The sequence below is a fragment of the Affinirhizobium lemnae genome (assembly GCF_022968395.1).
GTDB lineage: Bacteria > Pseudomonadota > Alphaproteobacteria > Rhizobiales > Rhizobiaceae > Neorhizobium > Neorhizobium lemnae.
Genome location: NZ_JALJQZ010000001.1, coordinates 29,544 through 43,325, shown reverse-complemented (window position 1 = coordinate 43,325; position 13,782 = coordinate 29,544). Strand labels below are relative to the sequence as shown.

The 13,782-nt window shown below is 57.5% G+C and carries 12 protein-coding genes and 1 tRNA gene; 4 read left to right on the top strand and 9 right to left on the bottom strand.

Going from position 1 to position 13,782, the window contains the following annotated elements; all coding sequences use genetic code 11:
• Positions 1–57: 57 nt before the first annotated feature.
• Positions 58–1,254 carry an aspartate aminotransferase family protein gene (locus tag MUU53_RS00205; RefSeq protein WP_247259059.1) on the bottom strand — a complete coding sequence of 399 codons (1,197 nt, stop codon included), beginning with the start codon at positions 1,252–1,254 and terminating at the stop codon, positions 58–60.
• Positions 1,255–1,671: 417 nt separating this feature from the next.
• On the opposite strand from MUU53_RS00205, the gene MUU53_RS00200 reads away from it, so the two are divergent.
• A complete protein-coding gene (locus tag MUU53_RS00200; RefSeq protein WP_247259058.1) occupies positions 1,672–2,235 on the top strand; it encodes a GcrA family cell cycle regulator in 564 nt (187 codons plus the stop codon).
• A gap of 123 nt (positions 2,236–2,358) precedes the next feature.
• Here MUU53_RS00200 and phoB read toward each other — a convergent pair whose 3' ends face one another.
• The 7 genes from phoB to phoR all read right to left on the bottom strand — a co-directional run bounded on the left by phoB (position 2,359) and on the right by phoR (position 10,163).
• Positions 2,359–3,042, bottom strand: a complete 684-nt coding sequence (phoB, locus tag MUU53_RS00195; protein ID WP_062555262.1) for a phosphate regulon transcriptional regulator PhoB — start codon at positions 3,040–3,042, stop codon at positions 2,359–2,361.
• 21 nt (positions 3,043–3,063) lie between these two features.
• A complete protein-coding gene (gene phoU / locus MUU53_RS00190) occupies positions 3,064–3,774 on the bottom strand; it encodes a phosphate signaling complex protein PhoU (RefSeq protein WP_247259057.1) in 711 nt (236 codons plus the stop codon).
• Positions 3,775–3,824: 50 nt separating this feature from the next.
• Positions 3,825–4,640 (bottom strand): phosphate ABC transporter ATP-binding protein PstB, encoded by an 816-nt coding sequence (gene pstB, locus MUU53_RS00185; RefSeq protein ID WP_247259056.1) that lies wholly within the window; start codon positions 4,638–4,640, stop codon positions 3,825–3,827.
• Between the two features lie 16 nt (positions 4,641–4,656).
• Complete coding sequence (gene pstA / locus MUU53_RS00180) at positions 4,657–5,976, bottom strand: phosphate ABC transporter permease PstA (protein ID WP_247259055.1); 1,320 nt, start codon at positions 5,974–5,976, stop codon at positions 4,657–4,659.
• Complete coding sequence (gene pstC / locus MUU53_RS00175) at positions 5,973–7,457, bottom strand: phosphate ABC transporter permease subunit PstC (RefSeq protein ID WP_247259054.1); 1,485 nt, start codon at positions 7,455–7,457, stop codon at positions 5,973–5,975. The genes pstA and pstC overlap by 4 nt, the downstream gene beginning before the upstream one ends.
• A 196-nt stretch (positions 7,458–7,653) precedes the next feature.
• Positions 7,654–8,688: a substrate-binding domain-containing protein gene (locus tag MUU53_RS00170; RefSeq protein WP_247259053.1), complete on the bottom strand. Its 1,035-nt coding sequence runs from the start codon at positions 8,686–8,688 to the stop codon at positions 7,654–7,656.
• 206 nt (positions 8,689–8,894) lie between these two features.
• The gene (gene phoR, locus MUU53_RS00165; RefSeq protein WP_247259052.1) at positions 8,895–10,163 is read right to left on the bottom strand and encodes a phosphate regulon sensor histidine kinase PhoR; all 1,269 of its coding nucleotides are present in this window, start codon (positions 10,161–10,163) and stop codon (positions 8,895–8,897) included.
• 172 nt (positions 10,164–10,335) lie between these two features.
• Between phoR and ppk2 the strand changes: the two genes are divergently transcribed.
• Entirely contained in the window at positions 10,336–11,214 is an 879-nt protein-coding gene (gene ppk2, locus MUU53_RS00160) for a polyphosphate kinase 2 (RefSeq protein WP_247259051.1), read from the top strand.
• A 12-nt stretch (positions 11,215–11,226) separates the two neighbouring features.
• On the opposite strand, the gene MUU53_RS00155 is transcribed toward ppk2, so the two are convergent.
• A complete protein-coding gene (locus MUU53_RS00155; RefSeq protein ID WP_247259050.1) occupies positions 11,227–12,420 on the bottom strand; it encodes a hypothetical protein in 1,194 nt (397 codons plus the stop codon).
• A 217-nt stretch (positions 12,421–12,637) separates the two neighbouring features.
• Between MUU53_RS00155 and MUU53_RS00150 the strand changes: the two genes are divergently transcribed.
• Positions 12,638–12,713, top strand: a tRNA-Thr gene (locus MUU53_RS00150).
• Between the two features lie 225 nt (positions 12,714–12,938).
• A complete protein-coding gene (locus tag MUU53_RS00145; RefSeq protein ID WP_247259049.1) occupies positions 12,939–13,769 on the top strand; it encodes an MBL fold metallo-hydrolase in 831 nt (276 codons plus the stop codon).
• Positions 13,770–13,782 lie beyond the last annotated feature (13 nt).

Below are 13,782 nucleotides of genomic sequence, written 5' to 3'. Positions count from 1 at the left end.
TGCGATCAATCCATCGGGGCGCCATCCGGCGGCCCTTTTCGTTTCAAAAACCCAGTTTCAAGCTGACTTCTTCAACTGGTCGTGTTGCAGCTTTTCAGCGGCGCGCTCGATACGGGCAATACCTTCCCGCGCCTCTTCGGCTGTTACAACGAGCGGCGGCAGAAGGCGAATGACGTTGTCGCCTGCCGGTACTCCCAGAAGGTGCTCGTCACGCATGGCAGCCGCAAGTTCCCCAGCTGGAACGACGGCCTTGATGCCCAGCATAAGGCCTTCGCCGCGGATCTCTTCGATCACACCCGGAAAGCGATCTTTCAGCGCAGCCAGACCCTGTCGGAAGACAAGGGCAACGTCACGAACGTTCTGCAGGAAGCCTTCCTCCAGGACGACATCAAGCACGGCATTGCCAACTGCCATGGCAAGTGGATTGCCGCCATAGGTCGTTCCATGCACGCCAGGCTTCATGCCGGACGCCGCTTCAGCCGTTGCAAGGCAGGCGCCGAAAGGAAAACCGCCGCCAATGCCCTTGGCGACTGCCATGATGTCTGGCGTCACGCCAGACCACTCATAGGCGAAGAACTTGCCGGTACGCCCGACACCTGTCTGGACTTCATCAAACATGAGCAGGAGACCGTGCTCATCGCACAGATCGCGCAACGTCTTCAGGAACTCCTTCTCGACGACACGAATACCGCCTTCACCCTGAATCGGCTCAATTAGGATGGCGGCAGTGTTCTCGGTAATCGCAGCCTTGAGTGCGTCCAGATTGCCGAAGGGAACCTGGTCGAAGCCCGGCGCCTTTGGTCCAAATCCTTCCAGATACTTTTCCTGACCACCTGCGGCGATGGTCGCAATCGTACGCCCATGGAATGCGCCCTCGAAGGTGATGATGTGGAATTTCTCCGCCTGTCCCTTTGAGTAGTGATAGCGACGTGCGGTCTTGATGGCGCATTCGAGCGCTTCAGCACCCGAGTTGGTGAAGAACACCTTGTCAGCAAAGGTCGCATCAACCAGACGGCGCGCGAGACGCTCCTGATCCGGAATCTCGTACAGGTTCGACAGATGCCAAACCTTCTCGGCTTGGGACTTGAGCGTCTCAACCAGATGCGGGTTGGAATGACCGCACGATGTGACGGCAACGCCTGCGCCGAAATCGAGATATCGCTCGCCCGTTTCCGTCACGAGCCAGACGCCCTCACCGCGCACGAAGCGCAACGGAGCCCTTGCAAACGTGTCGAAAAGCGCGGCTTCAGCCATGGCGACGTCACTCCTTGCGGCAATTAATCCAACCGGCAGCGGCACTCGCCACCAAAAATCAAAATGCCGCCCCAGCGGACGGCGTGCGCACTATCCGCATTTAGCCGCCCCCTGTCAACAAAAGGCTTGATTCACAGCGCAAAATGGCGGCAAAAGCCGCTTGACTGACGCTAAACTCTCTGTGGCAAAAATGACTCGCCTTTCAAGCAAGTTGGGGAAAACCCGGAAATCGATTCGCAGCGATTCCGCCGACTCTTGTCAGCGAGTCCGGCGCCCATTAGGTTAATCATCAATTACTAGACTGCATGCGGCGGAACTAGTCACCAAAAGTATAGATATAGTATGCGCGGCGAATTACTTTCGCCGTAACGGTGAGAGATTCTGTCTTCTAATGCGTGCTCAAGGCGGAGAGACTGCATGAACTGGACAGACGAACGCGTCGAGAAGTTGAAACGGCTATGGGCCGAAGGCCTGAGCGCGAGCCAGATTGCCGCACAGCTGGGTGGCGTCAGCCGCAATGCCGTGATCGGCAAGGTCCACCGCCTCAATCTTCCTGGTCGTGTGAAGGCAGGCGGACCGACCACCCAGACCCGCGCTCCAAAGCGCCCCGCAGTACCGCCGGCAGCGCGGCCCGCCACATTTACTGCACGGCCAGCGTCTACTCCCGCAGCGGCAAACCGCTCAGTTTCGCGTCCGGCCAACATCATTTCCTCGACGGACAACAGGGACATCACCGTCCTTGAGCCGACCGAACTGGTGCCGGTCAACGATCGTGCAATGCCCGAGGCGCGTCGCCTGGTCCTGACCGAGTTGACCGAACGCACCTGCAAGTGGCCGGTTGGCGACCCGCTGAAGGACGACTTCCATTTCTGCGGCGCAGAAGCTTGCGATGGCTCGCCCTACTGCAAGTACCATGCGCGCATGGCCTACCAGCCAGTTAACGAGCGTCGCAAGGCAGCCAATGCCGTTTCCCGTGGCTGATCGCCAAACATAATCCGGGCTTCCGAAGAACGGGCCGCGCGCCCGTTTTTTTTGTACCTTGTCCTTGGGCCACAAACAACCCGGCTTTCGCCGGGCCTGTTCGTCTCGATCCTGGAGAGCCTATCAGGATTCCATAGAGTAGCCGGCACCGCGAACCGTGCGAATGACATCCTGCATATTCGAGAAATTCAGGGCCTTGCGCAGGCGCCCGACATGCACATCCACTGTTCTCTCATCCACATAGATGTCATGACCCCAGACGCCGTCAAGCAACTGCGATCGTGAAAAGACACGTCCCGGCGAGGCCATCAGGAATTCCAGCAGGCGAAACTCCGTCGGACCCAACCGCACTTCTCGGCTCTTGCGGTGAACGCGATGCGTCTCCCGATCCAGTTCGATATCACCGCATTTCAGGACGCTGGACAAGACTTCAGGCTTTGCGCGGCGCAGCATGGCTTTGACGCGGGCCATGAGTTCCGGCGTCGAAAAGGGCTTCACGACGTAATCGTCGGCACCGGTTGCGAGGCCACGCACGCGCTCGTTTTCCTCGCCGCGCGCCGTCAGCATGATGATCGGCAGGCGTTCGGTTTCGGCCCGCATGCGCAGCCGGCGGCAGAGCTCGATACCGGACACGCCAGGAAGCATCCAATCCAGGATCAAAAGGTCCGGAACACGTTCTTGCAAACGGATTTCGGCTTCGTCACCCCGCAGGATGGTTTCGACCTCATAGCCCTCAGACTCAAGATTGTAGCGAAGGAGAACGCTGAGCGCCTCCTCGTCTTCGACAACCGCAACTTTCGGCTGCATGGCAAATCACTCCGTTCCGGCTTACTCGACGACAGCGCCCAATGTGTTGGAGCTATCATCCTTGGGACGTTCTCCCTGTGGCTGTGCACCGGTCGCGATGTAATAGATCGTTTCGGCGATGTTGGTCGCATGGTCGCCAATGCGCTCAATGTTCTTCGCGCAGAACAGAAGATGCGTGCAGGTGGTAATGTTGCGGGGATCTTCCATCATATAGGTCAAAAGCTCGCGAAATAGCGAGGTGTACATGGCATCGATCTCTTCGTCGCGCTGACGGATCGCTTCAGCCTTTTGCGCTGAACGGTTGGCAAACACATCCAGAACTTCCTTGAGTTGAACCAGCGACAGTTCGGAAAGATGCTCCAGCCCGCGCGCCAGCTTACGTGGAACGCCAGTGCCCTGAACGGCAATCACACGCTTGGCGTTGTTCTTGCCAAGGTCGCCGACGCGCTCAAGATCAGCCGCGATCCGAAGCGTACCGATGATTTCACGCAGGTCCGCCGCCATCGGCTGGCGCTTGGCAATCGTGACGATGGCCTTTTCCTGAATTTCGCGCTCGGCATTGTCCAGGATTACGTCGTCGGAAATGACCTTCTGAGCGAGCGCACTATCGCCGTTCACCAAAGCGTGCACGGCATCGGCGCACATTTGTTCGGCCAACCCGCCCATTTCCGAAATGCGTCGATTCAGATACTTCAGCTCTTCATCAAAGGCTGACATGATATGCGATGACATGGAATTTTCCTCGGATCTGGAGTGTCAGGGACGAACAGGATCTGGTGGGCTCAGCCGAAGCGGCCCATGATGTAGTCCTGCGTGCGCTGGTCATCCGGGTTGGTGAACATCTTGTCGGTATCATTTTCCTCCACAAGCTGCCCGAGGTGGAACATGGCGGTACGCTGTGATACGCGCGCCGCCTGCTGCATCGAATGCGTCACGATGACGATCGTATAATTGCTGCGCAACTCGTGGATCAGTTCTTCCACCTTGGCCGTGGCAATCGGGTCGAGTGCCGAGCATGGCTCGTCCATCAGGATCACTTCAGGCGATACGGCAATGGCACGGGCAATGCAAAGGCGCTGCTGCTGGCCGCCGGAAAGTCCGGTGCCGGATTCCTGCAGGCGATCCTTCACTTCGTTCCACAAGCCGGCGCGCTGGAGGCTCGCCTCAACGATCTGGTCCATATCGGCTTTTGACCGGGCAAGGCCATGGATCCGAGGACCGTAGGAAATGTTTTCGTAGATCGATTTCGGGAACGGGTTCGGCTTCTGGAACACCATGCCGACGCGTGCGCGCAATTCCACCACATCGATCGAGGGGTCATAGATATCATCGCCATCCAGCGTAATCCGGCCCGTCACCCGGCAGTTATCGATCGTGTCATTCATGCGGTTCAGTGTCCGCAGGAAAGTCGACTTGCCACATCCCGACGGTCCGATCAGCGCCGTTACCGTGTTCTGCCGCACATTCAGGTTCACGTCGAACAGGGCCCGCTTTTCCCCGTAATAGACGGAGACGTCCTTGCCGATCATCTTGTAGGAAAGGTCATTCATTCTCTGATCCAGCGCCTTTTCAACTGCTGCTTCGGTCATCATGTTCATAGAACCGTCTCCTTGGCTACCAGCGCCGCTCGAACCGGCGCCGCAAGAGGATCGCGCCGACATTCATGACAATGAGGAAGAGGAGCAGAATGATGATTGCTCCGGATGTGCGTTCGACAAAGGCGCGTTCCGCCTCGTTCGCCCACATGTAGATCTGCACCGGCAGCGCCGTCGAGGGATCCATCGGGGTCGTCGGGAAGTTGGCCACGAAGGCGACCATACCGATCAGAAGCAGAGGCGCAGTCTCACCCAGGGCATGCGCCAGGCCGATGATCGTACCTGTCAGGATGCCCGGCATGGCAAGCGGCAAGACATGGTGGAAAATGGTCTGCATCTTGGAAGCGCCAAGGCCGAGTGCCGCTGCACGGATCGAGGGCGGGACCGCCTTCAGCGCAGCACGGGTCGCAATGATGATGGTCGGAAGCGTCATCAATGTCAGAACGAAACCACCAACCAGCGAGGCCGAACGCGGCAGGCCCATGAAGTTGATGAATACCGCAAGGCCCAGCAGACCGTAGACGATGGATGGCACCGCTGCGAGATTGTTGATGTTCACCTCGATCAGGTCCGTGAAGCGGTTCTTGGGCGCGAACTCTTCAAGATAGATGGAGGCCGCAACGCCGATGGGCAGCGAGAGCACCAGCACGATCAGCATCATGTAGAACGAGCCGATGAGCGCCACACCGACACCCGCTGCCTCCGGACGGCTCGATGCACCGTTGAAGAAGATGCCGGTATTGAAGTGCTTCGCCAGAGCCCCTGCTTCCGCGAGCTTGTTCATCCAGCCGACCTGCTGGTCTGAGACTTTGCGATTTTCCTGCGGGACGGACAGATTGATCTGGCCCTTGAAGGCGGAGTCAATGTCACCGGCCGCGAGCAGCGTGACAGTCTTGGTCTTGCCGATGATCGATGGATCCGCGACGACCATGTCACGCAACTGGCTGCGCACGCCGTCCGACAGCATCTGGCCCAGTTCCTTCTGCTTGGCTCTGTCGTTCTGGGCGACACCAAGAGCGTTGGCCAGAGCATTGCGGGCCAGGACAGGATAATTGGCGGTCAGCAGGACCTGCGGATTGCTGGCGCGCTGGTTCTGAGGATCGATGATCTTTTCCGAAAATTCGACTGCGAGCGTGACACCTGTCTGTTGAAAGGCGGTGTAGCCCTTGGAAACAACCGACCACAACAGGACGAAGAGGAAGATCAGGCCGAAGGACAGCGCGGCAATGCCATAGGCGCGGAACCGACGCTCAGCTGCATAGCGCTTCTTCAGTCCAATATCGCGACGCGGTGTGCGTGCCCCTGGAACAGTGGCCGTGGGTGTGACGACCTGGCTCATTCATACTGCTCCCGATATTTGCGCACGATGTAGAGCGCGTAGATGTTGAGGCATAGCGTGATGATAAACAGCGTGATGCCGAGTGCGAAGGCGACGAGCGTTTGCGGCGAGGTGAATTCCAGGTCTCCCGTCAGCTGGCTCACGATCTTGACGGTCACAGTTGTCATCGGCTCGAACGGGTTCAACTGGATCCGGGCAGCGACACCGGCGGCGAGGACCACGATCATGGTTTCACCGATGGCGCGCGATGCCGTCATCAAAATGGCGCCGACGATACCGGGCAGCGCTGCGGGCAGCACGACACGCTTAATCGTTTCAGACCGTGTCGCACCCAGACCGAGAGAACCGTCCCGGAGTGCGCGTGGCACGGCTGTGATGATGTCGTCGGACAGGGAAGAAACGTAGGGAATCAACATGATGCCCATGACAAAACCGGCTGTCAGGACACTTTGCGCCTGGATGAAGTTCGAATAGTCGCCCGTTGCAAGCCCGTGGATTTGCGAGGAAATATCACGCAGAAAAGGTCCGACAGTCGTCAACGCGAAGAAGCCGTAGACGATGGTCGGGATACCGGCCAGCACTTCCAGGAGCGGCTTGGTGATGGAGCGAACGCGCTGCGAGGCATATTCCGACATGTAGATTGCCGCGAACAGGCCGATCGGCACTGCAAACAACATGGCGACGAAACCGATATAGAGCGTGCCGAGCAGAAGTGGGATCAGGCCGAACTGGCCTTCCGATGCCGTCGCGCCCGCTGCTGCGAAGCGGGGATCCCAGACCGTTCCGAAGAAGAACTCATGAGCCGGAACGCGGGCAAAAAAGTGTGTGGCCTCCGTCAGCATCGATGCAATGATGCCGACGGTTGTCAGGATCGCGATGGATGAGGCGACAACGAGGCTGGCCAGGATAACGGACTCGACACGGTTGCGGGCGCGGAACCTTGGCGCAATGAGCCGATAGGCTAGTGCAGCACCGCCAACTGCGACAAGCAAAACAGCTATGTTGCGCAGCAGATTGCTCCGCGCATTCATTGTGTTCAGATCGTTCGCGGCCTTGATCATGTAGGCTTCCGGGTCGCCTGCAATGGCAACACCACGCGCACCCATGAGATTGCGCAGATCTGCCGGATTGCGCTCGGCCTGGGCCGCTTCTTCGGCAGACAGCGCGCGCATTCCCCGCGCAATGCCTTCGATCATGCCGAAGGACAGACCCTGGCTTGCCTGCGACTGGGCCTTGACCTCAGCCGGGAACTCACTGCGAATACTGGAATTGATGATGGCTGGCGCGGCAACAAGCCAAACGCCAAGCAGCAGAGCCGCCGGAAGTGCGGACCAGATGGCGACAAAACTGCCATAGTAGCCGGGCCGCGAATGCATGCTGGAGGAACGTCCGCCTGAGAGCGAAAGCGCACGACGGCTTCCGGCCAGATAGCCGATCATTGCAATTGCCGCTGTTATCAACAGAAGCGTGGAAGTTGTCATAAGATCCCCCGGCTTGCGCCCCAGCGGCTACAGCTCAGTCGAGCGCCGCGCGCCTCACGTTGAGAGGCCGTACAGAATTCCGGTTAACAGGATACTGAGCCTTCAGAAAAGCCCGTCCGAAGAAATGGAGCCAGTCCCGCCATGAAAGCTGGCTGGCAGAGGGCTGGCGGTCGATCCGCCAGCCCCCGTGACCTGATTACATGGTTTTGCCGGCAGCGAAATCCTTGCGTACCTGCTCGCGCTGCGCATCAGGAGCGGCAACGAGGCCGTATTCTGCCAGCGGGGAATCAGGGCCGACCATTGCGTCGGAGGTGAAGAACTCAACATATTCCTTAAGGCCCGGGATCACGCCCAGATGCGCCTTTTTGACGTAGAAGAACAGCGGACGGGATACCGGATATTTGCCGGAGGAGATGGTTTCAGTCGACGGAACAACCCCCTCAACCGTTGCAACCTTTAGCTTGTCCATGTTGTTTTCATAGAATGCGAGACCGAATACGCCGAGGCCGGTCTTGTTGGCCGAGATACGGGCCAGCGTTTCCGTGTAGTCGCCGTCGATATCAACAGCCACGCCGTCCTTGCGGATTGCCACGCACTTGGCAGCTGCCTGCTTGGCATCGGTGATTGCAGCCTTGATGACATCGGCAGCGCCAGCTTTCTTGCAGCCTTCAGCCATGATCTTCTCTTCGAAGACTTCGCGCGTGCCGTGCTTGGAGCCCGGAATGTAAGCGGCGATCGGGCCCTTCGGCAGCGTCGGGTTGATGTCGGACCAGTTCTTGTAAGGATTGGCGACGAGCTTGCCATCGACCACGACTTCCGCTGCGAGAGCCTTGTAGAGGTCCTTCGGCTCGATCTTCATGTCGCCATTGCCGGAGTCGGCTGCGAATACGATGCCATCGTAACCGATGCGAACTTCCTGAATTTCGGTAACGCCAGCGGCCTTGCAGGCTTCAACTTCGCTCTTGTTGATCGGACGCGAAGAGTTCGCGATGTCGATTGTCGCTTCACCAACGCCCTTGCAGAATTCCTTGAGGCCGGCACCCGAACCGCCAGACTCGACGACAGGCGTCTTGAAGTTGGTGAAGGTTTCGCCAAAGGTCTCGGCAACAATCTTGGCGTAGGGAAGAACAGTGGAGGAGCCAGCGATCTGGATCTGGTCGCGCGCGGAGGCTGCACCGGCGAATGCAACGGAAGCAACCAAAGCAGCTGCGGTAAGTTTCAGAACGGTCATAATCATCTCCCGATAGGGGCCCGATAGGGGGTTTGAATGGACGCTGCCTTCTGCTGGCTCTTACTTGGCCAGCACTTCGGCGTGCCTCTCTTAGCTGCCGGAGCACAATCCTTTTATGTCAGTTCAATGAAACATTTATGACAGATTAAGTATATGAATTTTATATATTTTTTTATCCAATGACCTGAGGTATCATGAAAGCATCGTCAAAATCGGACGGTAAACTCAGTCCCCTTGCCCAGTTCCGACCTGACGATCAGACGAGCACGATGTCGGGTAAGGATGTGCTTGACGATTGCGAGACCAAGGCCCGTGCCTTTTTTGGATCGGCTGTCGGCGACGCTCACGCGGTAAAAACGCTCCGTCAAGCGAGGAACATGCTCCGCCGGAATACCGGGCCCGCGGTCGATTACACCGAATTCGACGCGTTCGTTCTCGTCTCGCCGCAGATAGACATCAATGATCTTCCCGTCCTGACCGTATTTGCAGGCATTTTCCACAAGGTTCTCGATGACCTGTACGAGTTCGTCGCGATCGCCCGTCACTTCCACGTTTCCATCAGGGATCTCGAGACGCATCTCTACGCCGAGATCCTCCGCAAGTGGCGCCAGCGTATCACAAACATGTTTGACCAAGGGTACTAAATCGATGCACTTTTCCGGAGCGATGTGGGATTTTACTTCCAGTCGAGAGAGCGAAAGCAGATCGTCAACAAGGCGGCTCATGCGCGTTGCCTGATCCAGCATGATGGCAAGAAAGCGCTCATGCGCTGCCGCGTCACCCTTCGCCGGTCCCTGAAGGGTTTCGATGAAGCCGCGCAAGGATGCCAGAGGCGTGCGCAGTTCGTGGCTCGCATTCGCCACGAAATCCGACCGCATCCGATCAAGGCTCCTGAGATCCGAGACATCCCGGAAGGACAAGGCGTAAAGCCGTCCTGGCAAAGCTTCGATTGCAGGGATCGGCGCGATCCGCGCGATGTAGACGCGCTCGGAGGGAAGACGCTCTGAATGCTCAATCTGGTTCGGAAGGTTCGTGCGCATCGTCTCGCGAACCATGTCCAGAATGCCCGGAGAGCGCAGACGTGCCGAGAGGTGCTGACCACGCGCCAGATCGCCAAAGGCTTTTGATGCTGCCGCGTTAATATACAGGATGTTGCCATCGGCACCGAGCAGGATCACCGGCATGTCGATGGCCTCGAACATGCTTCCAAGTTCAATCGGTGACGGTAGCGCAGGCGTTTCGGAAAGCGCGACAGTCGGTAATTCGACCGGTCTGCTGTCTGCACCCGGAAGTGTGAGAACCGCAAAGAAGAGAAGGATCCAGCTTGTCAGGACAAGTCCGGTCGATACGTGTGCGAGCAGAGCGACAGTTGCCAGAAGCGTTGCCACGGCGATGACGATCCAGCCCTGTCGTAAGCGCTTGCCGATTTCCTCCATCCAGCTCTGCGCCTCCCCGCTCGATCCTATCTCTACCATCAGTCACCTCCCCCGCAACCCGATTGCTGGAGATAGCCGATCCGTATGACAGATATACATTTATACATTGCTGGTTGGCGCGATAAGGAAAAAATTGTTCTAGGACTTGCAAAGCGGATCAAAGAGACAAGACTTCCGTTGAATGTTGGTGTCAGCAATCTGGAGGACAGGCATGGTCGATTCTGAGGGAAGCCGCGCAGTAGAACTGGATATCGGAGGGAAGTTGCGTGTTTTCGATATCGATGATCCAAAACTGCCCGACTGGATCGATGAAGCTGCGCTGACATCCGGCAACTTCCCCTACAAGAAGAAGCTGAAAAGCGAAGACTACGACGATGAGTTGACGGCGTTGCAGATCGAGCTCGTGAAGGCGCAGATCTCCATGCGGCAGACCGGGCAGCGGATCATGGCGCTCTTCGAAGGACGCGATGCGGCCGGCAAAGGTGGCTCGATCTTTTCAATCCACAGTGCGCTCAACCCTCGCTATGCGCGTGTCGTCGCTCTGACCAAGCCTACGGAGACGGAAGCCGGTCAGTGGTATTTCCAGCGCTACGTCACGCATTTCCCGACAAAGGGCGAAATGGTTCTGTTCGACCGATCCTGGTATAACCGGGCTGGCGTCGAGCCGGTCATGGGTTTCTGCTCTCCGGAAGAGCACAAGCATTTTCTGAGAGTGGTTCCGAGCTTCGAGCAACTGATCGTGGACGACAAGATCCACTTCTTCAAATTCTGGCTGAACATCGGGCGGGAAATGCAGCTGAAGCGCTTCCACGACCGCAGGCATAATCCGCTGAAGACCTGGAAACTTTCGCCGATGGATATCGCGGCCCTGACCAAGTGGAAAGACTACACGCAGATGCGCGATCTGATGATCGAGAAAACGCATACCAAATTTGCACCCTGGACCGTTGTCAGAGCCAACGATAAGCGCCGCGCGCGCCTCAACATTATCCGGCATATTCTATTGACGATCGAATATGATGGCAAAGACAAGAAAGCGATTGGCGAAATCGACAACAAGATTCTCAGCTTCGGGGCCGAGGACCTATAGATGCGACCTTAACTATTGGCCTGGAAGCACCCGGATCGAATAGACGACGATCGGCTGGCGGGAGCCAAGAATATCGCTATTGATCAGGATGCGACCGGGTTGCGTTGGAGCCAACGTCTTGTCAAATGTCACGCGAAACAGCGTATCGGAACGTTCCTGCGTCGCCATCACCCGGTGGCGGCTGCAGTTCCCCAGACTCGAGAATTCGCACCGTACAGCAAGCTGCACCGATTGGTCGGCTCCTGCCTGCAGGGTCAGCGCGATTGTCGAGGTCTTGCCCGCCAATTCACGCAGGACTTCGACCGGTACTTCGATCCCGACATCTCCTGCGGCATCCGGCGATGCCGACGTTATGCGCAAAGCCGGTCCATCGGCCATAGCGATGGTTTCTGCCTTGGCCTGCGTTCCAGACGTCACCTTGCCCTTCAGCGTATTACCGTAGATTTCAAGCCAGTCTGCGGAAAACCCCTGCTTCGGGTCCATGGCGTTGGATGGAGCACCAGAGAAATCCTCCTCCCGAACCGATGCCGGAGGATTGGGTACGCTGGTGTCGCGCTCGGCTGCCGTCATGAACAGGCCCGCCGTATAGGCCCACCAGCCCCCCATTGCGATGAAGGTGGAGAAAATGAGATAGATGAAAAGGCGCGATATCAGCCCCCTTTTGCGGCGCTTGCGCTGCTCCCCTGGAACGAGGGGCGCTGTGTCTAAAACAGGCGCAGCCGGCGCAACGGGTCGGCGTTTGCGCTTGAACAATCCCTGTTTCTGTTGCCGGGGCGCAGCCGCCGCGGGGTTGGGTGCGAGCCTGTCTTGGCTCGGCTCAGCGCGCATTGCAGAGAAATCTTCATCTACCTTTTGCGAAACCGAAGGCGATGTCGCCCGATCACGCGTCTGACCGCCAAGGGAGGTTGCTTCCGCCGAATTGGGCGAAGGCATCGGAGCGCCCGGGGCTATATCGAGATAGGGCTCGGCCAGCAGATCGGGAATTGCTTGCGTACTCCTTGCCTCTTCCTCGCTTTCGATCTGGAGGATCAGTTCCTCAAGCCGCGCCTGTTGAGCAACGATGACCTCGGCATCGGTAATGTCCTGCCTTTTAAGGCCAGCATCAAGCGCCTGCCGGGCAGATTGATAAATGCGTGCACGGGTGCTGGGATCGTTGCGATCTGAGCGCGAGAGCGCATTCCGGATTGCCGTTTCCAAACCGCTCACGAAATTTCCTTCTTATCTATCGCACTGGCCTTGCTTTACCTTTCGGTAACCTCTTGCCGCGGGAACTGCAAGCGTCGCCCACCATTCGAATGGTGACTGAGGGCAGGAGCCTTCCGCGGATGATCACCCCACAGCGAAAAAGATACTAGATGATGCTTGAAATCTGTTTTCATTCGCTGTATCAGCCGCTTCACACAGCGAACGGACAGTTCGCCGGGCCGCTTTAGCTCAGTCGGTAGAGCACGTCATTCGTAATGACGGGGTCACGTGTTCGAGTCACGTAAGCGGCACCATTACTCTCCTTTTCCAGAACCACGTGTACCTGCACGGAAATGTGATCAGCGTTGAGCTGGCCGAGATATTTGCAATTTCAGGCTGAGAATCGCTAAATCACCCATCCTAAATACAAACTAGGCGCGGTCAGGACTTGCATTCCAAGTCAAAAGAGCCTTGGCTAGCTGAAAGTTCATAACTTTCTGGCACCGTTGTCTGTGTGTGGTCAGAAATCGACAGGATTGATGAAGAAAGACGTGTTTCAGGTAAAGTTCTGGGGAACGCGAGGCAGCGTTCCGGTCTCAGGACCAGACTTCATCGAATATGGTGGGAACACAGCCTGCGTGGAGGTCCGCTGCGGGACGCACAGGCTGATCTTCGATGCCGGCTCTGGCATCCGCGAAGCGGGCCTTGATATGCTGGCCGAGAATACACCGGAAGTGGATCTGTTTTTCACCCATGCCCACTATGACCACATCATTGGCCTGCCTTTTTTCAAGCCGATGTACCTGCCAAGCACCATCGTCAACATGTGGTCCGGGCATCTGCACGGCGTGATGACGACGGAGGAGATGATCAAGCAGTTCATCAGTCCTCCCTTCTTCCCCATCAAGCTGGATATCTGCAAGGCCTCGCTGGCATTCAGGGATTTCACTCCCGGCAATGTCCTGACGCCGCGCCCCGGTATCACGCTCAGAACCTTTTCCCTCAACCATCCAGGTGGTTGCGTCGGTTATCGCGTTGAATGGGAGGGACGGGCGGTGGCTCTCGTCTTCGATCTTGAACATGTGCCTGGCAAGCTGGATCCCGTTGCTCTCGAAATGATGCAAGGGGCAGACCTCGCCATATACGATTCGGCATTTACCGATGCCGAAATGCAGCGCTATTGCGGCTTCGGACACTCCAGTTGGGAGCAGGCGGTCAAGTTGGCCGATCTGGCCAAGACGAAAAAACTTGCTCTTTTTCACCACGCGCCTTCACGTACTGACAATGAAATGGCTTTGATGGAACGTCTGGCGCAGGAATATTTTACCAACACCTTCGCCGCCCGCGACGGAATGGTCATCTCACTTTAGGTCAAAACCCAAT